The organism is Croceicoccus naphthovorans, assembly GCF_001028705.1.
Lineage (GTDB): Bacteria > Pseudomonadota > Alphaproteobacteria > Sphingomonadales > Sphingomonadaceae > Croceicoccus > Croceicoccus naphthovorans.
Genome location: NZ_CP011770.1, coordinates 1766248 through 1782725, shown reverse-complemented (window position 1 = coordinate 1782725; position 16478 = coordinate 1766248). Strand labels below are relative to the sequence as shown.

General features: G+C 62.6%; 17 protein-coding genes, 1 tRNA gene and 1 pseudogene. 12 read left to right on the top strand and 7 right to left on the bottom strand.

The annotated features are described in order from the left end of the window. The first annotated feature begins 169 nt into the window (after nucleotides 1-169). The 3 genes from AB433_RS09075 (at nucleotide 170) to AB433_RS19470 (ending at nucleotide 2395) form a co-directional block, all read left to right on the top strand. Complete coding sequence (locus tag AB433_RS09075) at nucleotides 170-523, top strand: DUF1622 domain-containing protein (RefSeq protein WP_047823721.1); 354 nt, start codon at nucleotides 170-172, stop codon at nucleotides 521-523. Nucleotides 524-607: 84 nt separating this feature from the next. Further along, nucleotides 608-1099 (top strand): CinA family protein, encoded by a 492-nt coding sequence (locus AB433_RS09070; protein WP_047823719.1) that lies wholly within the window; start codon nucleotides 608-610, stop codon nucleotides 1097-1099. A 270-nt stretch (nucleotides 1100-1369) separates the two neighbouring features. Further along, nucleotides 1370-2395, top strand: a complete 1026-nt coding sequence (locus AB433_RS19470) for a sensor histidine kinase (RefSeq protein WP_169749326.1) — start codon at nucleotides 1370-1372, stop codon at nucleotides 2393-2395. A gap of 3 nt (nucleotides 2396-2398) precedes the next feature. On the opposite strand, the gene AB433_RS21040 is transcribed toward AB433_RS19470, so the two are convergent. Beyond that, a complete protein-coding gene (locus tag AB433_RS21040; protein WP_082135044.1) occupies nucleotides 2399-2695 on the bottom strand; it encodes a plasmid stabilization protein in 297 nt (98 codons plus the stop codon). Between AB433_RS21040 and AB433_RS09060 the strand changes: the two genes are divergently transcribed. From AB433_RS09060 to AB433_RS21035, 8 genes and pseudogenes are all read left to right on the top strand, one after another. Next, nucleotides 2603-3478 carry a type IV secretion system protein gene (locus AB433_RS09060; protein ID WP_082134855.1) on the top strand — a complete coding sequence of 292 codons (876 nt, stop codon included), beginning with the start codon at nucleotides 2603-2605 and terminating at the stop codon, nucleotides 3476-3478. The two genes, AB433_RS21040 and AB433_RS09060, sit on opposite strands and share 93 nt — an antisense overlap. Before the next feature lie 5 nt (nucleotides 3479-3483). Beyond that, a complete protein-coding gene (gene trbF, locus AB433_RS09055) occupies nucleotides 3484-4281 on the top strand; it encodes a conjugal transfer protein TrbF (RefSeq protein ID WP_047820769.1) in 798 nt (265 codons plus the stop codon). Then, entirely contained in the window at nucleotides 4278-5258 is a 981-nt protein-coding gene (gene trbG, locus AB433_RS09050) for a P-type conjugative transfer protein TrbG (protein ID WP_047820768.1), read from the top strand. The genes trbF and trbG overlap by 4 nt, the downstream gene beginning before the upstream one ends. Then, on the top strand, nucleotides 5255-6556 hold the full coding sequence (locus AB433_RS09045; RefSeq protein ID WP_053059081.1) for a TraB/TrbI/VirB10 family type IV secretion system protein: 1302 nt from the start codon (nucleotides 5255-5257) through the stop codon (nucleotides 6554-6556). The genes trbG and AB433_RS09045 overlap by 4 nt, the downstream gene beginning before the upstream one ends. Nucleotides 6557-6571: 15 nt before the next feature. Beyond that, the gene (locus AB433_RS09040) at nucleotides 6572-6793 is read left to right on the top strand and encodes a DUF2274 domain-containing protein (RefSeq protein WP_047820767.1); all 222 of its coding nucleotides are present in this window, start codon (nucleotides 6572-6574) and stop codon (nucleotides 6791-6793) included. After that, nucleotides 6790-7101 carry a DUF736 domain-containing protein gene (locus AB433_RS09035; protein ID WP_047820766.1) on the top strand — a complete coding sequence of 104 codons (312 nt, stop codon included), beginning with the start codon at nucleotides 6790-6792 and terminating at the stop codon, nucleotides 7099-7101. The genes AB433_RS09040 and AB433_RS09035 overlap by 4 nt, the downstream gene beginning before the upstream one ends. Nucleotides 7102-7103: 2 nt before the next feature. Continuing rightward, nucleotides 7104-7259: pseudogene (locus AB433_RS21775) on the top strand (helix-turn-helix domain-containing protein); the annotation flags it as partial. Nucleotides 7260-7512: 253 nt separating this feature from the next. Then, entirely contained in the window at nucleotides 7513-8451 is a 939-nt protein-coding gene (locus AB433_RS21035; RefSeq protein ID WP_053059080.1) for a tyrosine-type recombinase/integrase, read from the top strand. Between the two features lie 17 nt (nucleotides 8452-8468). Here the strand turns inward: AB433_RS21035 and AB433_RS09020 are convergent. From AB433_RS09020 to AB433_RS08995, 6 genes are all read right to left on the bottom strand, one after another. Continuing rightward, nucleotides 8469-8544, bottom strand: a tRNA-Lys gene (locus AB433_RS09020). A 121-nt stretch (nucleotides 8545-8665) separates the two neighbouring features. Next, entirely contained in the window at nucleotides 8666-9787 is a 1122-nt protein-coding gene (gene rodA / locus AB433_RS09015; protein ID WP_047820765.1) for a rod shape-determining protein RodA, read from the bottom strand. Further along, nucleotides 9784-11898 (bottom strand): penicillin-binding protein 2, encoded by a 2115-nt coding sequence (mrdA, locus tag AB433_RS09010; protein ID WP_047820764.1) that lies wholly within the window; start codon nucleotides 11896-11898, stop codon nucleotides 9784-9786. The genes rodA and mrdA overlap by 4 nt, the downstream gene beginning before the upstream one ends. After that, nucleotides 11895-12452: a rod shape-determining protein MreD gene (mreD, locus tag AB433_RS09005; protein WP_047820763.1), complete on the bottom strand. Its 558-nt coding sequence runs from the start codon at nucleotides 12450-12452 to the stop codon at nucleotides 11895-11897. Before mreD ends, mrdA begins: the two co-directional genes overlap by 4 nt. 37 nt (nucleotides 12453-12489) lie before the next feature. Further along, nucleotides 12490-13389 carry a rod shape-determining protein MreC gene (locus AB433_RS09000; protein ID WP_047820762.1) on the bottom strand — a complete coding sequence of 300 codons (900 nt, stop codon included), beginning with the start codon at nucleotides 13387-13389 and terminating at the stop codon, nucleotides 12490-12492. Nucleotides 13390-13417: 28 nt separating this feature from the next. Beyond that, nucleotides 13418-14464 (bottom strand): rod shape-determining protein, encoded by a 1047-nt coding sequence (locus AB433_RS08995; RefSeq protein ID WP_047820761.1) that lies wholly within the window; start codon nucleotides 14462-14464, stop codon nucleotides 13418-13420. 174 nt (nucleotides 14465-14638) lie between these two features. Here AB433_RS08995 and mutL point away from each other — a divergent pair, with 174 nt between their 5' ends. Beyond that, nucleotides 14639-16468 (top strand): DNA mismatch repair endonuclease MutL, encoded by a 1830-nt coding sequence (mutL, locus tag AB433_RS08990; protein WP_047820760.1) that lies wholly within the window; start codon nucleotides 14639-14641, stop codon nucleotides 16466-16468. Nucleotides 16469-16478 lie beyond the last annotated feature (10 nt).

Here is a 16478-nt window from a genome sequence, read left to right as displayed (position 1 = left end):
TAAGAAGTACCACGGCCAGTAGGCTGGAGATGATTGTCATCTGTCGGGTCACATATTTTTAAGCATCGAACGCCGCGAAAGTTTCCAAGAGATATCGTGAGATGGTGTTCTGAGGGGAACCGAGCGGCATGGCGGTTCATTTTATCGTTTGATGCTGACAGATCCAATCATGTTGACCATAGCAACAGGGGCGGCGCGCTGGTTTGAATTGGCGGGTATTGCCGTTATCATTACGGGTACATTGGTAGCTTTTGCCCGTACCGCTGTAATCCTGATCGCCGGCAAGAGCTATTCGCAGGAACCTCAATCCGCTTTGACACCGGTTTTCCGCCGCACGCTTGGACGGTCAATTCTGGCGGGATTGGAATTACTGGTCGCGGCGGATATCATCCGCACTGTGGCGATTGAGCCAACACTCAGAAACGCGATGGTACTTGGATTAATCGTTCTGATCCGGACGTTTTTGTCGATTAGTCTCGAAGTCGAAATCGAAGGCAGATGGCCATGGCGCTCTCGATCGTGATTGGTTCTGGCAACGGCCAGGGTAGGATCCTGCTGGATTGGGTACGACCGGCGTTGCCGAGTGGAGAGGAGCAAGGATAGCGCGATGATTGCTGCTTCTGACGCTCAGCTGAGCCGGGCAAAAAGGGTAATGCAAGCCCTAAAACAGCATGAGCTCACGATAGCAACGGCCGAAAGCTGCACCGGCGGTGTGCTTGCGTCAATTCTAACTGACTTGCGGGGCTTGAGCCATGTTTTTGAATGCAGCTTCGTCGTATATTCTGATCAAGCCAAGTGCGATCTTCTGGGCATCGACAGGGTATTGGTGACAAACTTCGGCGCAGTGAGCCGAGAGGTTGCCGAGGCGATGGCCGGCGGCGCGTTGCGGCGATCGAGAGCGAGTATCGCTATCGCAATCACCGGCTTTGCGGGTCCCGGTGGAGAAGGAGACGAAGAAGGGCTTGTGCACTTCGCCTGCGCGCGCGGTCAAAGCCTGCGTCATCGAGAAAAGCATTTTGGCCCGATTGGACGGGATCGGGTTCGGAGACATGCGATCGACAGCGCGTTGGACCTCATCGAAGAAGCAATTGCAGGGTGAGTGCACTTCCGCGTATCTGAAAGCGTGTTGCAGCAAATCGTTCCATTTAGCACTGGGCGACCTGCAGATGGACTGGGAATCTCCGATTCGAGCCCTCAAGCCGAGGGTTGAGGGCGCTCATTAGACATGTGCCGACATTTCGATCGAACCTACCCTTCTCTTCGATCCAGACGGGTGATGCGAGTAAGTCCACTTTTGCACCCGAAGACGCAGAAACGTCTTGCTCGCCACGCGGATCGGGATAATCCTCGGGCGCGGAGGGGACGAAAAGTGATCAGACTTCCCACAGTCGAGCGCGCCATCCTGCGTCAGAAATCAAGAGCTGAAGTCGCTCTCTGGACGGCCGCATCCGTCATAATTCCTACGGCGATGCGACTGGTGATTGATGGTGGCGAGGCAGGCGTGCCGTTCGTCACGTATTTTCCGGCTGTCATTCTTTCGGCGCTGTTTCTGGGTTGGCGATCGGCTACCTTGACCGCGATATTTTCAGCGATCATCGCCAATCGGCTTTTTCGACCCGAACTTCCTGTTTGGGACTTCGAGCTCTCTGATTTTATCATGGCAGGACTTTTTGCGATCTCATGCGGCATTCTCATTAACGTTGGACACATTGTCAGACAGCTGCTCGAAGCGGAACATTCAGCCAGAGATCGCGAAGAAATGCTCAACGCGGAATTGCGGCACCGAGTACGGAACATGCTGACAGTCATCCAGTCTCTCGCCACCAGCACCCTTAGACACTCGGGGCCGGATCAGTTCCTTTCCACATTTTCCAAACGAATTAACGCGTTGGCCAAAGCCACCGAACTTGTAACAAGCGGGGAACAGGACTCTCAGTCGATAGGCGAGATCGTAAGTCTGACGATTGACCCATTTCGATCTGACGGAAATTTCCGACTGGAAGGTCCAGAACTCAAGGTTCCCAATGCGGCCTGCGTCCCCCTGGCGCTTGCGTTACATGAGTTGTGCACCAATGCCGTCAAATACGGCTCTCTTTCGAACTCCGATGGTAACGTGACCATTACCTGGGAGGGTGCCCATTCCGACGATCAGGTGGCGATCACATGGAAGGAGTCCGGTGGCCCCATGGTGAAACAACCGACCAGAAAAGGCATGGGGTCAGGTCTGTTGCGCCCAGGGAGGGGGTTGGATTCGGTTGAGCTTGAGTTTCGTCCTGACGGAGTCAAATGCGCGATTTGCCTAAAAGTCACGCCGGGGAGCGTCCGAAGCGATACGGCTCGCGCGGAAATGAAGGACCTCCTTGACGAGGTGCGTTCGGTCGAGGAGGCGGTTTAGATTTCAGGCATTGCCATTCTTACGTCGTGTTTCCCAACCTTTCTTCGCTGCTTTTGACCGCTTATCATCGCTCTGGCTCGAACCAGTCTTCTTGCCCCCTTTCCGTGAACTTTCGTGGCTGTCCTTTTTGCCGCGCCCCGATCCGGATTTGTTTCCTCCGCCGGATTCCTTGTTTACCGTAGCCCACGCCCGACGTTCGGCCTCCTCATGGCCCACGCCTTTGTTCTCGTATCCTTCTTCTATATGCTCGGCTTTCCGCTTCTGCTTGTCAGTATAGCTGGATTTGTCCCCTTGAGGCATGGCCTGTGGAACAAGACCAGCTTCCTGGCTGAACGTGTGCTCGGCAATGTCGTTTCGGCGGGCATCAAGGTCATGGTGCTTGCAGTCATTGTCGCGATCGGCACCAATCTCTTCGACGAACTGACCGCGCTCGTCGGTGGCGAGCCGGACATTGCCGAGGCGCTCAGCCTGCTGATGGGCGCGCTCACCCTGTTCGGCCTTGGCATCTTCGGTCCCGGCATTGCAGCGGGCCTTGTTTCCGGCGCACCGCAGCTTGGTGCCGGTGCCGCTGTCGGCACGGTGGCAGGCGCTGCGATCATGTCCGGCGGGGCGGCGATGCTCGGTGCGCGCGGCGCGATGATGGCGGGACGGGGTGGCATGGGCGCGATCCGGGCCGGAACCGCGATGGGATCGGCCGCCTCGAGCGCCTACCGGCTTGGTCAGGAAACCGCCGGGAGCGCAAGCATCGGTGCCGGCCTTGGCGGTCTGGCCACCGCTGCCGGAGGCGCTGCATCGCAAGGCGCGAGAGCGGCCGCTTCGCGCATCGCAACCCCACTTCGATCCAGTGTGGAGAAGGGCCGGCAGGTCGCCTGGAACGCCGGGCAAACCTCATCGACATCACCTGCGTCCGGCACAGGGCCGGTGGCCGGGGCGGGTACATCGCCTGCCGGCATGCCTGCCTGGGCGCAGAACCTGCGCTCCGAGCAGACCGCCCGTCATCGCCGGCACATGGCGATGCAGGCGCTGCGCGACGGAGACCGGCCCGGCAGCGGCGCAAATCCCAACCTCAGCGAGAAGGAGTAAACCCCATGATCTTCAAGCGATCGATCCAACGCTATGGGGTGACGCCCCAGCCCGAGACACCCTATCAGCGTGCCGGTCAGCTCTGGGATGAGCGTATCGGCTCGGCCCGTGTCCAGGCCCGGAACTGGCGGTTTCTCGCCTTTTCCTGCCTTGGCCTTACCGGCATCCTGATCGGTGCGAATGTCTGGCAGTCGATGCAGAGCCGCGTCGCGCCCTATGTGGTGGAAGTCGATCGTCTCGGCGAAGCGCGCAGCGTCGCCCCGGCAATCCAGAACTACCAGCCCACGGACGGGCAGGTCGCCTGGCATCTGGGGCGCTTCATATCGAATGTCCGCTCGGTCTCGACCGATCCGGTGCTGGTGAAACGCAACTGGCTCGATGCCTATGATTTCGCCACCGACCGCGCGGCGATCTTCCTCAACGAATATGCCCGCAGCAACGACCCTTTCGCCGGTATCGGCCGGCGCAGCGTCTCGGTCCAGGTGACGAGCGTTGTGCGCACTTCGGACAGCAGCTTTCAGGTCAAATGGACGGAGAGCATTTATGAGCGCGGCAGCCTCGCCAAGACCGAGCGCTGGACGGCCATGCTCACTGTGACGATGCAGCCGCCCAAAACGGCTGATGCCCTGCGCAAGAACCCGCTCGGCCTGTTCGTCAATGCGATCGACTGGGCCCGCGAACTCGATGGCCAGCCATCCCTGTCTCCGCAGCAGGGGCAAGCATCTGACCTTGCTGTGCCCGCAGTCCCTGCCGCCGCGCCCCCGCTGGCTGCCGACCCAGAACAGAAAGGAGTCCGTCCATGATTGCCCGTCTTTCCCTGTCCCTTCCCGTGATGGTGCTGCTTTCAGCCTGCGCCGGGAAGACGCCGCCGCCTGCAATCGCGCTCGACAGCGCGCAGTTTCGGCCTGCCGTGCTTGAAGCTGAACCAGCCAAGCCCGTCGAGATCGTCGAAACACCCGTGCCGCTACCCTTGCCAGGCCAGCTTCTCCCGCTGCCATCGGTCAGGACTGAGGTCGGGCCTCCTACGGCACGGGTTGAAGCGGCGAACCGTGCGGCCACGCGCGAACCGTCGAGCGCAGGCTATATCAACGCGGTGCAGGTCTACCCCTGGACCGACGGCGCGCTCTACCGGCTTTACGCAGCCCCGGAGCAGGTGAGCGACATCGCGCTCCAACCCGGCGAAAAGCTCGTGGCGGTTTCGGCAGGCGATACCGTGCGCTGGGTCATCGGTGATACCTCGAGCGGCGCCGGTGAGACCGCCCGGGCGCACATATTGGTCAAGCCCTTCGCACCGGGGCTCGCGACCAATATGGTCATTACCACCGACCGGCGCGCCTATCATTTGGCGCTCGAAAGCACTGACAAGACCGCGATGGCGGCGATCAGCTGGACTTACCCGCAAGATCACCTGTTCGCCTTGCAGAGGCAGAACGAACGTGCCGAGGAAGCACGGCCGGTGGTGGACAATGTCGCGCTCACCAATCTGCGCTTCCGCTATGCCATTACTGGCGACAATCCGCCCTGGCGCCCCGTCCGGGCATGGGATGATGGCAACAAGGTCTATATCGAGTTTCCGGCCCGGCTCGACCAGGGAGTAGCGCCGCCCCTGTTTGTGGTCGGGCCGCTCGGGCAAAGCCAGCTGGTCAATTACCGTGTCAGCGGCAATCACTATATCGTCGATCGCCTCTTCGGCGCCGCCGAGCTGCGGCTTGGCGAAGACCCGCAGGCTGTCGTGCGCATTTCCCGCACCGATGCGGCGCAGGGGAGGCCACGCCCATGAGCGGTCCCGACAAGGATGACGCTGGCCCGGAACCACGTCCTGATGGGGAGCCGACAGCGCTCCCGCCTGAGCGGGCCAAGCTGAGTGCGGAAAAGCTCGTCCTGCGCGCCGCACCACGGCGTGTTGTCCGATTCCGGCGCAGTGTGATCATCGGCGGAGCCGCTTGCGCCTCGCTCGCCATCTCCGGTGTCGCCTGGATGGCGCTGGGGCCGAAGACGTTGCAGGTTGTCGCCACCGGTGACGAGAAGGCTGTCGCGGACCGGCGCACGCCCGCCGATGCCGTCGCCAATTTGCCAGGAACCTATGGCGAGCTGCCGCCCGGTGTTCCGGTGCTGGGCGATCCGCTGCCCGGCGATCTGGGTCGACCGATATTGGAGCACCAGCGCGGTCTTGGCGTCGATCCGGCAACCGATCGGGGTGCCATGCCGCCGTCCATGAGCATGGAGCAGCAGGCCGCCGAGGCTGAGCGTCAGCGGATCGCTAGCCAGGCGGCGCAGGCCCGCGAAGCAGGCGTCATGGTCCAGTCGTCTGGGCGGGGTGCAGCGGCGCCGGTCACAGGTGCGGATAGCACTCCCACAGGCAGTGCAGCGCCAGGCCAGAGCGAGCAGGCGGGGCGTCTCGCGCTCGATCCGGAGCGGGACCAGAACAACCAGCAGCGCAAGCTCGACTTTGTCGGGAGCCAGGCGGTGGGTGGCATTACCAACGCTCATGCGCTGCAGACTCCGGCATCGCCTTATCAGTTGATGGCCGGCAGTGTGATCGCTGCCAGCCTGATGACGGGGCTCAATTCCGACCTTCCGGGCATGGTTGTGGCGCAAGTGACCGAACCGGTCTTCGATACCGTGACCGGGCGTATCCTGCTCATTCCGCAAGGCTCGCGTCTGATCGGCAGCTATGACAGCGTCGTGGCCTTCGGCCAGCGGCGCGCCTTGCTGGTCTGGCAGCGGATCATCCTGCCCGACGGCAGCTCGGTCCAGATCGACAATCTGCCCGCCACCGACAGCGCGGGCTATGCGGGCCTCGCCGACAAGGTCGACTTCCATAGCTGGCAATTGCTCAAGGGCGTCGCGCTTTCGACCCTGCTGGGCGTCGGCACCGAACTCACGCTCGGCAGTGACGAGAGCGATCTTGTCCGCGCGATCCGGCAATCGACCCAGCAATCCGCCAATCAGGCGGGTCAGCAGATCGTCTCGAAGAACCTCAACATCCAGCCCACCATCACCGTCCGTCCCGGATGGCCGCTGCGCGTGATCGTCCACAAGGACATCGTGCTGCGGCCCTGGGCGGGCGCTCGCTAGACAAGGAGAGCCGCGATGCTCAAGCTCGCAAAACTGCCCGACCGAACGCCGGTCAAACTGGCCATCACCATTACGCCCGATCTCGCCCATGCGCTCGGCGACTATGTGACGATCTACAACCGGACCTACGGCGACAAGGCCGAAGTGGCGGACCTTGTTCCCGCCATGCTCGAGAGCTTTCTGGCCAGTGATCGGGCCTTTGCCAAGGCGCGCAAGGACATGGAGGCGGGGACATGACGCGCAAGCGGACGATCGGCCGCTTGCGGCGCTCGAAGCAGGGCGGATGGGAAGGGGAGATCCACACCCTCTCCATCCAGCGCGCAATCCGTCTCGTGCCCAACGACAATAGGGTCAGCGAAAACGCCCCGGCGTTACGGGTCATGCTGGGCTGGCAGCATATCGGCGATGCCTGGGAGCGCCTGTCACGCACCGAGCCTCCCCGTGAATATTGGCGGGTGCGGATCGACGATCCCCTCTGTCCGCTCAGCGCCATGCTGTTCCCCGATGCTGAAGGCATGACCGCGCAGCTGGTGCTGCAGGTCTGACCATGGGCGAGGGAGCCGAGCGCGTTCTGACCATCCGGGAAGCGGCGGCGCTGCTCAAGGTGCACCCCAATACCATCCGCAATCTGCTGGCCGAGGGGCGCATTCCGGCGGCCCGGGTCGGGCGCCAGTGGCGCTTTCTGGAAGGCGAACTTGTCGCCTGGATTCGCTCGGGCTACGCTGCGCCTGCACGAATGCAGTCAGGTGCCCAACGAAAGGAGGCATTATGGCACTCTGGAAACGTGCAGGAAAATACTACGTCAAGCTCACAGCACCTGACGGAACGCTCATTAGACGCCTACTGGAACGACCGACAGGCTGAAGGCGCTCGAATTTCACGACAAGCTGAAGGCCGAGCTGTGGGACCTTGCCAGGCTGAAGCAGAAGCCGAAACGGACATGGGACGAGGCGGCTTTGCGGTGGCTGAAGGAGAAGGCACACAAGAAGTCCTACCGGGACGACGTGAGCCGGATCCGGTGGTTCACCAAACATCTGCGTGGCAAGACATTGGATCAGGTGAGCAGGGACATGATCGACCGGCTCATATCGCGCCATTTCGCCCGCAAGAGCGATCGCACCAAGGATCTCTATGTCGCGCTCATCCGCGCGATCTTCCGGAAGGCGATGCGGGAATGGGAATGGATCGCGCATGTGCCGGCGTTCAAGACCTATGCGCGCAGTGGTCGGGTCAGGGTGCGGTTTCTCACCCATGATCAGGCAGCCGAGCTCATGGGTCGGCTTCCTGAACACCAGCGCGAGGTGGTGCTGTTCGCTTTGTCGACCGGCCTGCGTCAGGGCAACATACTCCATCTGCGATGGGATCAGGTCGATATGACCCGGCGCATCGTCACGATCGGATATGGCGAGACCAAGAACGGGGAGGCGCTCGGCGTGCCCCTGAACGAGGCGGCCCTTGGCGTATTACGGCGGCAGAAGGGCAAGCATCCGGTTCATGTGTTCACATTTCGGGGCAAGCGCCTTGCCAATGCGAATACGCGGACCTGGCGTGCGGCATTGAAGGCCTGCGGGATCGAGGATTTCCGCTGGCACGATCTGCGGCACACCTGGGCGACCTGGCTCCGGCAGAATGACGTGCCCACCTGGGTGCTTCAGGAGCTGGGGGGATGGAAATCGGAGTCGATGGTGCGGCGTTATGCGCACATGTCGGTGAAGCATCTCCAGCCCTATGCCGACCAGCTGATTTTACCGGGCACAGACCCGCTGATTAATCCGGTCACAGACACGAAAAAGTCTAACTGCCCGGAAAAGCTGGAAAGCCCAGGTCACAAAAATGGTCACAGTGAGAGCCGTCCGCGGCTCAAGCTTGTTGCCGGCCTCGACGTAAACTCTTGATTATAAAGGAAGAAAAATGGTGGACGCACTAGGGCTCGAACCTAGGACCCGCTGATTAAGAGTCAGCTGCTCTACCAACTGAGCTATGCGTCCACTTCGCCGCGAAAACAGCGATACGGCTGCCATCCCGAAAGGGGTGATTCGCCGTGGGAGCGCCCCATATAGCGGCGCGTGCGTGGGATGGAAGGGGGTTCTTCCGCTTTTTTCGAAACGCCTATTCGAACCCGCCACGCACGTCGCGTTTGCCCCAGCGATCGGTCGCCATGATCAGGCCGACGCAGATCATGATCGTCATCATCGAAGACCCGCCGTGGCTCATGAAAGGCAGCGGAATGCCGACAACGGGGGCAAGGCCCATCACCATCATCAGGTTGACGGCGGCATAGAAAAAGATCGTCGCCGTCAGGCCCGCGGCCATCAGACGGCCGAACCGATCAGGTGCATCGCGCGCCACGCGCAGGCCATAGCGCAGCAGGATACCGAATACGAACAGCACGAACAGCCCGCCCATGATGCCCCATTCCTCGGCCATCGTCGCAAACACGAAGTCGGTATGCGGTTCGGGCAGGTAGTTCAGGTGGCTTTGTGTGCCGTTGCCGAATCCCTTGCCGAAAATACCGCCCGATCCGATGGCGATTTTCGACTGGGTGATGTGATACCCGGTACCCAATGGATCGCTCTCCGGGTCAAGAAAGGTCATCACGCGCTGTTGCTGATAGGGGTGCAAGGCGGCGAAGAAGAGAATTGGAATCGCGATCACGCCCGCTATGCCGCAAGCGATAAACCAAATCATCGGCAATCCGGCGAGGTACATGACGATGACCGCGCCGAACACGATTGCAAGGCTGGTCCCAAGGTCGGGCTGTAGCAGCACCAGACCGACCGGAAAGCCGATCAGCAAGCCGGGCACGACAAGCGAACGAAACTCGCGCGTCGCCCCCGGTGGTAGCATGTCGTAAAAGCGCGCGAGGATCAGGACGATGGCGGGCTTCATCAGTTCGGACGGCTGCAAGGTCATGAAACCAAGGTTCAGCCAGCGCTGGCTACCGCCGCCGACGAAACCCATCGCTTCCACCGCCATCAGCAGCAGGCAGAGCATCACGTAGATCGGGATCGTCATGAACCGCACGAAATCGCGGCTGAACCGCGCGATCACCAACGCCATGACGAGGAAGACGATAAACCGCACGATATGCAGCGCCGCCCACGGCATCCAGTGCCCACCGGCTGCGGAATAGAGCACCGACGCGCCGAAACAGACGAGCAACAGCAGAGGAACGATTACGCCCCAAGGCTGCCGCCCGAAAGTGGTGGGCAAGGTGTGCAGCACGCTCATTGCTGTTGCCCCGATGGCGTGCGCGACGGGCTGGGCGAGGGCGCAGGGGCGGCGGCCTCTGCAGATGCAGCGGGGACGGCGGCGTCGCCTTCGCTGGGGCGCGGTTCGTCTGCAACGTTGACCGGGGCAGGGGCCGTGCCGGCGCTGTCGGCAACGGCATTTTCGATCGCACCGCTTTCCGGCTTGGGCGCGGCGCCGCCATAGGCGCGTTCGTAGGATTGGTATTTGCGCGCAAGCCGTTCCTGCGCGGTGCCGCCCCATTCCTCTTCATAACGGTGCAGCACCTCGAGCGCCTTTTGCGGGTCGAAGAGGTAGGTCATGACATCGCGCGCGACCGGATAGGCCGATGACGAACCCGCGCCATGTTCAATCGCGACAGCACAGGCGTATTTCGGATTGTCGTAGGGCGCGAACGAAATGAAGTGCCCGTGGTCGCGGTATTTCCATGGCACGCCTTTGCCGCCGCGGCCGTAGGCTAGGCTGACCACCTGTGCCGTGCCGGTCTTGCCGGACAATTCGATACCATCCAGCGGCAGCCGTGCGCGCCCGGCGGTGCCTGCGCCGTTCACCACCTCCCACATTGCGTGGCGAACCGTTTCCATATGCGCGGCCGGAATGCCCAGCGTGGGGGCAGGGCGGGGGTTGGCCGTCATCAAAAGACGGGGTTGCAGCCGCCGCCCGGTGGCGATGCGCGACGTCATCACCGCTTGTTGCAAGGGGTTCACAAGGAAATAGCCCTGACCGATGGTGGCGTTCACCGTGTCATAGGTCTGCCATTCCCTGCCGTATTTTTTCAGCTTCCACGGCGGGTCGGGCACGGTGCCGAACGACTGGCTGGCCACGGGCAGCGGGTACTTCCATCCCAGACCCAGCTTGCGCGCCATGTCGGCGATCGGCTGCATCCCGATGCGCTGTGCCATCGCGTAGAAATAGACGTCGCAAGATTGGTAGATGCCTTTGGCCATATCCACCGTGCCGTGCCCGCGACGGTTCCAGCAGCCGAAGACGCGATTTCCGACGCGCAGGCCGCCGCCGCAATAGACTGTCTCGTCCGGGTCGATCCCTTCCTGAAGCAGCGCAAGGCTGACGAAAGGCTTGACCGTCGATCCCGGCGGATAGAGGCCCGACAACACCTTGTTGCGCAGTGGAACATGGTCGTCTTCCGACAACATCTTCCATTCGACACGGCCGATACCGTCGGAAAAGCTGTTCGGATCGAAGCTGGGCATCGACGCGGCGCAGAGCAGATCACCGTTCTCTAAATCCATCACCACGACGGAGCCGGATTCCAGTCCGATGCGTCGGGCGGCATAGTCCTGTAGCTTGGCATTGATTGTCAGGCGGATCGGATCGCCCTGTACGTCCTCGCGCGTTTCAAGGTCGCGCACGATCTTGCCGCTGGCGGTAACTTCGGCCCGCCGTGCGCCGGGTTTGCCGCGCAGGTCCTTCTCGAAATACTTCTCCACCCCGTCCTTGCCGATCTTGAAGCCGGGGGTGATCAGCAGGGGGTTCTTCTCTTCCTCGTATTCTTCTGCAGACACCGTGCCGACATAGCCGAGCAGATGGCCGACCGAAGGGCCGGTGGGGTAGAACCGGGTAAAGCCACGCTGAGGAATAACACCCGGCAGGTCGGGCAGGCGCACGGACAACGCCGCGAACTGTTCCCAATCGACGCCGGTCGCGACTTCGACAGGGCGGAACCCGCGCGCGCCATCCAACTTGTCGCGAAGGTCGGTGACGGAGGCGGGGGTGAGGTCGAGAACCTCGCCCAGAACCGCCAGCGTGCGATCCTTGTCGATCACGCGTTCGGGAACGAGGTCGACGCGGAAATCCGCACGGTTCGACGCCATCGGGATATTGTTGCGATCCAGAATCCAGCCCCGCCGCGGCGGGATCAGCGTCAGGTCGACGCGGTTCGATTCCGAGGCCAGTTCGTACTTCTCGTTCTCCGCCACCGCGAGGTATGTCATCCGCGCGGCCAGGAGCACGCCGATGCCGCCCTGAACCGCGCCGAGGACGAAGCTGCGTCGGTCGAACCGGTTACGCAGCTCTCCGCTAGACACACGAGAGGCCGGGCGCGCGGCCCGCCTTTTTCGGAAGCGCAGCCTCATCCCAGCACCCGGATACGGGCCAGGCGAAGAATGTCGAGAATCGCGATCACACGCGTCAGTAACGGAAAGGCGATGAACGAGATCAGAAGCTGCGGCACGATCAGGCCCGGATCGAACCGGCCACCGGCAATCGCGGCAAAGACGTGGCCAAGAAAAAGGTACGCCGTGATCAGCACCATCGCGACCAGCCAGTCCTGCCAGAACCCGCGCCAGCGCAGCCATCCGTCTATAAGCTCGATCCCGATCATCGTCAGCGACCACAACAGGATCGCGCTGCCGAACGGCTGGCCCGAATAGAGATCGTCGATCAGGCCCAGCGGCGCGCCCGCCCACAATGGCAACAATCCGGGGCGCAACAGCCGCCACCCGATCAGGAAGAGATAGGCCAGCGGCGGCAGCACCGGGGCCGAGGCGATTACCGGCGACAGCGGCATTAGCGAGGCCAGCGCAATGACGATCCACGGCACAGCCGTCGCCAGCAAAAGCGACGGCGCACGATTGATCCGCCGGGTAAACAGGTCCGACCCGGGCAGGCGATCTCCGCCCAGACTCATGCCGGGCCTCGCTTCGCAAACCGCTCAGGGGCGGCGATCATGATGGCTGGTCGCCGGAGACCGGGTCCCGCAGCTCTGTAATCGGTTGCCAGATCGGTTCGACAAGCACGAATTCGCTGGCCGCCGGGTCGGACACGATGCGCGCGACCGCACCGTCGCGGGTAACGCTGCGGACCACCGCGACGGGCACATTGGGGCGGTACAGCCCGCCCGAGCCCGAAGTAACGAAGACGTCGCCCTTCTTCAGCGGATTGATGCCAAGGTCGATCAGCCGGATGATCAGGGTGCCGTCGGCCTGTCCCTGCGCGAACCCGGCGATGTCGCCCTTTACGCGGCGGACCGGCACGACACTCTCGCCATCGGTGATCAGCAGGACCCGCGCGGTGCGATTGCCGACTTCCAGTACACGCCCGACGAGGCCAGTGGCGGACCGCACTGGTTGGCCGACCAGAACCCCGTCGCGCTTGCCCGCGCCGAGCAGGGCGAAACGCCGCGTGCTGGTAGAGCTGGACCCGATGAGACGCGCGGCGGTCACCGCCTGTCCATCGGTTTCGCGCACGGCAAGCAGTGCTTTAAGACGGCGGTTTTCCGATGCGACCGCTTCGGCCTCGGCCAGCTTGGATCGGGCGATCTTCAGCTCTTCTTCCATGCGGGCATTCTTGCTGCCCGCCGCGATATAGCCCGAGATGACATCAATGATCGACTTGCTGCTGCTGCGCCCCGTGGCCGATATGCGGCCCGCCGGGGCGGCGACATCGTTGGCGGCGGCACGCGCGAAGGCGAACGCCGTCGGGTGGATCAGCGATACGACGAGCAGGACAAAGCCGATCGCGGCCCCGCTAATGGCCGCGACATAGCTTGAAAACAGGCCGAACTGCGCTTTTCGTGAAAAGCCGCCCTTCCTGGATAGTCCCGGGCGCTCATGTGGCGGCGCCATCGCCTCGCCCCCTTTCCTTGCGTAAGTGTCAGGCCGTCATCAGCACGCCGCGATAGACCGGCTCTTCCAGAGCGCGGCCCGTACCCAGTGCCACGCACGACAGCGGGTCTTCGGCAACGGTCACCGGCAAGCCGGTTTCCTCGCGCAGATACTCGTCCAGCCCCTTGATCAGCGCACCGCCGCCGGTCAGCACGATACCCTGATCGACAATGTCAGCGGCCAGTTCGGGCGCGGTGTTTTCCAGCGCGATACGCACGGCTTCGACGATGGCACCGATCGGTTCGGACAGCGCCTCGGCAATGTTGGCCTGCGTGATCGTGATTTCCTTGGGCACGCCGTTGACGAGGTCGCGACCGCGAATGTGGATGGTCTCGCCTTCTCCATCCTCCGGCACGGTGGCGACGGCGTATTCTTGCTTGATGCGTTCAGCCGTGGCTTCACCGATCAGCAGGTTGTGATGGCGGCGGACGTAGGAAACGATGGCTTCGTCCATCTTGTCCCCACCGACGCGCACGCTGGTCGTATAGGCAAGGCCGCGCAGCGAAAGCACGGCGACTTCGGTCGTGCCGCCGCCGATGTCGACCACCATCGAGCCGACCGGTTCGGTCACCGGCATGTCCGCGCCGATCGCGGCGGCCATTGGTTCAAGGATCAGGTAGACCTGCGACGCGCCCGCATTGCTGGCCGCATCGCGGATCGCGCGGCGTTCCACGCTGGTCGAACCGCTGGGCACGCAGATCACGATTTCGGGATAGCGCAGCAGGCTCTTCTTTCCATGTACCTTTTTGATGAAGTACTTGATCATCTCTTCCGCGACCTCGATGTCGGCGATGACACCGTCGCGCAAGGGGCGGATCGCTTCGATGCTGTCGGGCGTCTTGCCCATCATCATCTTGGCATCGTCGCCCACGGCCTTCACCTTCTTGATGCCGTTCAGCGTTTCGATGGCGACCACGGAAGGCTCGTTCAGAACGATGCCGCGCCCTTCGACATAGACCAGCGTGTTCGCGGTGCCGAGGTCGATGGCCATGTTCTGAGAGCCGAACTGGAACAGGCGAGAAAAGAATGAAGCCATGGAAGGTGCGGGTCCCTGGTAAAAAATTTTAGCGCGCTTTCGCACACTGGATAGCATTGCTGGCCGATTGCCTAGCCTAATGGGCGACCTATGGATAATTTTTCGTGTGGCTCAACCCGCTTTTCCACACCGTCCGCCTCGAAAAAGCCGGTGTTCGTCGCTAGAGCCGCGTTCATGCCCGTAATTCGACGTCTTCCCGAAAACCTCGTCAACCGGATCGCGGCGGGCGAAGTCGTCGAACGGCCCGCCGCCGCGCTGAAGGAACTGGTCGAAAACGCCATCGATGCGGGCAGCACCCGGATCGACATCGCGCTGAAGCTGGGCGGGCTCGACGGGATCGAGGTGACCGATGACGGTTGCGGGATGACGCCCGCCGAAATGGCGCTGGCGCTGGAACGGCATGCGACATCGAAGCTACCCGATGAAGCCATTGAACAGGTCGTTACGCTCGGCTTTCGGGGCGAGGCTTTGCCCTCCATCGCGAGCGTATCGCGCATGACGCTGGAGAGCCGCCCGCGCGGTGCGGAAGGCTGGCGGCGCGTGGTCGACCATGGCGCTGTGGCGGAAGAGGGCCCCGCCGCGTTGCCACCCGGAACACGGGTGCGCGTGGAGCAGGTTTTCGCCAAGGTGCCCGCTCGCCGCAAGTTTCTGCGCACCTCGCGCAGCGAATATGCCGCGTGCCACGATGTCGTGCGCAGGCTGGCGATGGCGCGGCCCGATGTGGGCTTCACGCTTTCGAACGACGGACGGCGGATATTCCAGGTCGCTCCGGGTGAGGATTTGTCCACCCGCGTCAGCCGCCTTGTGGCGCGCGAGTTGGGCGACAACTCTGTGTCGGTCGATATTCTACGTGGCCCGGCAGACGCACCGATCCGACTGACCGGCATCGCGGGCTTGCCGACGTACAATCGAGGCGTGGCCGATCATCAGTACCTGTTCGTCAACGGCCGCCCGGTGAAGGATCGGCTTCTGACCGGCGCGGTACGCGGAGCCTATTCGGATATGTTGACGCGGGATCGCCATGCGGTATTGGCGCTCTTCCTCGACGTTCCGGCCAGCGAGGTCGACGTCAACGTCCACCCGGCCAAGACCGAGGTTCGCTTTCGCGATCCGGCAATGGTGCGCGGGATCATCGTATCGGGCCTGCGCAACGCATTGTCGAGCGGCGACAAGCGCAGCGCGCAAGCGCCCGATCCCAAGGCGATGGGCAACTGGGTGAGCGAGATCAACACGCCGCCGAAGCAGCCCGACAGCTTGCAAGACAATCGCAGCATTTTCGCCGGGATGGGCTGGCAAGGGCGCGTCGACGCGCCGACACCGCCGATCTGGCGCGATACGGAAAGCGCGATCTTCGCCGAGAACGGCTTCGCGCCGCAGGCCCCGGCAGAAGAGGCCATCGAGCAACCGGGCGATGCCACCACGTTTCCAATGGGCGTCGCGCGCGGGCAGATCGCGCTGACCTATATTGTGGCGGAAGCGGAGGGCGGGCTGGTTATCGTCGACCAGCACGCCGCGCATGAGCGCCTGACGTTGGAACGCCTACGCGCCGCAGGGGCCGAGGATGCGATGGCGCGGTCGCAGGCGCTGCTGATGCCCGATGTCGTAGAACTGGACGAGGCCGACTGCGACCGGATCGAGGAAGCGGCGGATAAACTGGCGACATTGGGCCTCTCGGTCGAACGCTTCGGGCCGGACGCGATGTTGGTTCGCGCGGTACCCGCCGCGCTGAAGGGCGCCGATCCGCAAAAGCTGCTGCGCGATATTGCCGACGATATTGCGCAAAGCGGCGACACGCTTTTGCTCGGTGAGCGGCTCGATCACGTGCTGGCGACGATGGCTTGTCATGGATCGGTTCGGGCAGGGCGGCGGCTATCGGTGGCAGAGATGAACGCCCTGTTGCGCGAGATGGAGCGCACGCCGCGTTCAGGCCAGTGCAATCACGGTCGCCCGACATGGGTGAAACTGTCGATGGACGACGTCGAAAAGCTGTTCGGACGAAAATAAGGGAGAAGTG

Excerpts from the sequence above, each read along its gene's own strand:
- AB433_RS09075 (WP_047823721.1), top strand. The coding sequence starts at position 170 with ATGTTGACCATAGCAACAGGGGCGGCGCGCTGGTTTGAATTGGCGGGT.
- AB433_RS09070 (WP_047823719.1), top strand. The coding sequence starts at position 608 with ATGATTGCTGCTTCTGACGCTCAGCTGAGCCGGGCAAAAAGGGTAATG.
- AB433_RS09060 (WP_082134855.1), top strand. The coding sequence starts at position 2,603 with ATGGCCCACGCCTTTGTTCTCGTATCCTTCTTCTATATGCTCGGCTTT.
- AB433_RS21040 (WP_082135044.1), bottom strand. The coding sequence starts at position 2,695 with ATGCCTCAAGGGGACAAATCCAGCTATACTGACAAGCAGAAGCGGAAA.
- trbF (WP_047820769.1), top strand. The coding sequence starts at position 3,484 with ATGATCTTCAAGCGATCGATCCAACGCTATGGGGTGACGCCCCAGCCC.
- trbG (WP_047820768.1), top strand. The coding sequence starts at position 4,278 with ATGATTGCCCGTCTTTCCCTGTCCCTTCCCGTGATGGTGCTGCTTTCA.
- AB433_RS09045 (WP_053059081.1), top strand. The coding sequence starts at position 5,255 with ATGAGCGGTCCCGACAAGGATGACGCTGGCCCGGAACCACGTCCTGAT.
- AB433_RS09040 (WP_047820767.1), top strand. The coding sequence starts at position 6,572 with ATGCTCAAGCTCGCAAAACTGCCCGACCGAACGCCGGTCAAACTGGCC.
- AB433_RS09035 (WP_047820766.1), top strand. The coding sequence starts at position 6,790 with ATGACGCGCAAGCGGACGATCGGCCGCTTGCGGCGCTCGAAGCAGGGC.
- rodA (WP_047820765.1), bottom strand. The coding sequence starts at position 9,787 with ATGAGCGTGCTGCACACCTTGCCCACCACTTTCGGGCGGCAGCCTTGG.
- mrdA (WP_047820764.1), bottom strand. The coding sequence starts at position 11,898 with ATGAGGCTGCGCTTCCGAAAAAGGCGGGCCGCGCGCCCGGCCTCTCGT.
- mreD (WP_047820763.1), bottom strand. The coding sequence starts at position 12,452 with ATGAGTCTGGGCGGAGATCGCCTGCCCGGGTCGGACCTGTTTACCCGG.
- AB433_RS09000 (WP_047820762.1), bottom strand. The coding sequence starts at position 13,389 with ATGGCGCCGCCACATGAGCGCCCGGGACTATCCAGGAAGGGCGGCTTT.
- AB433_RS08995 (WP_047820761.1), bottom strand. The coding sequence starts at position 14,464 with ATGGCTTCATTCTTTTCTCGCCTGTTCCAGTTCGGCTCTCAGAACATG.
- mutL (WP_047820760.1), top strand. The coding sequence starts at position 14,639 with ATGCCCGTAATTCGACGTCTTCCCGAAAACCTCGTCAACCGGATCGCG.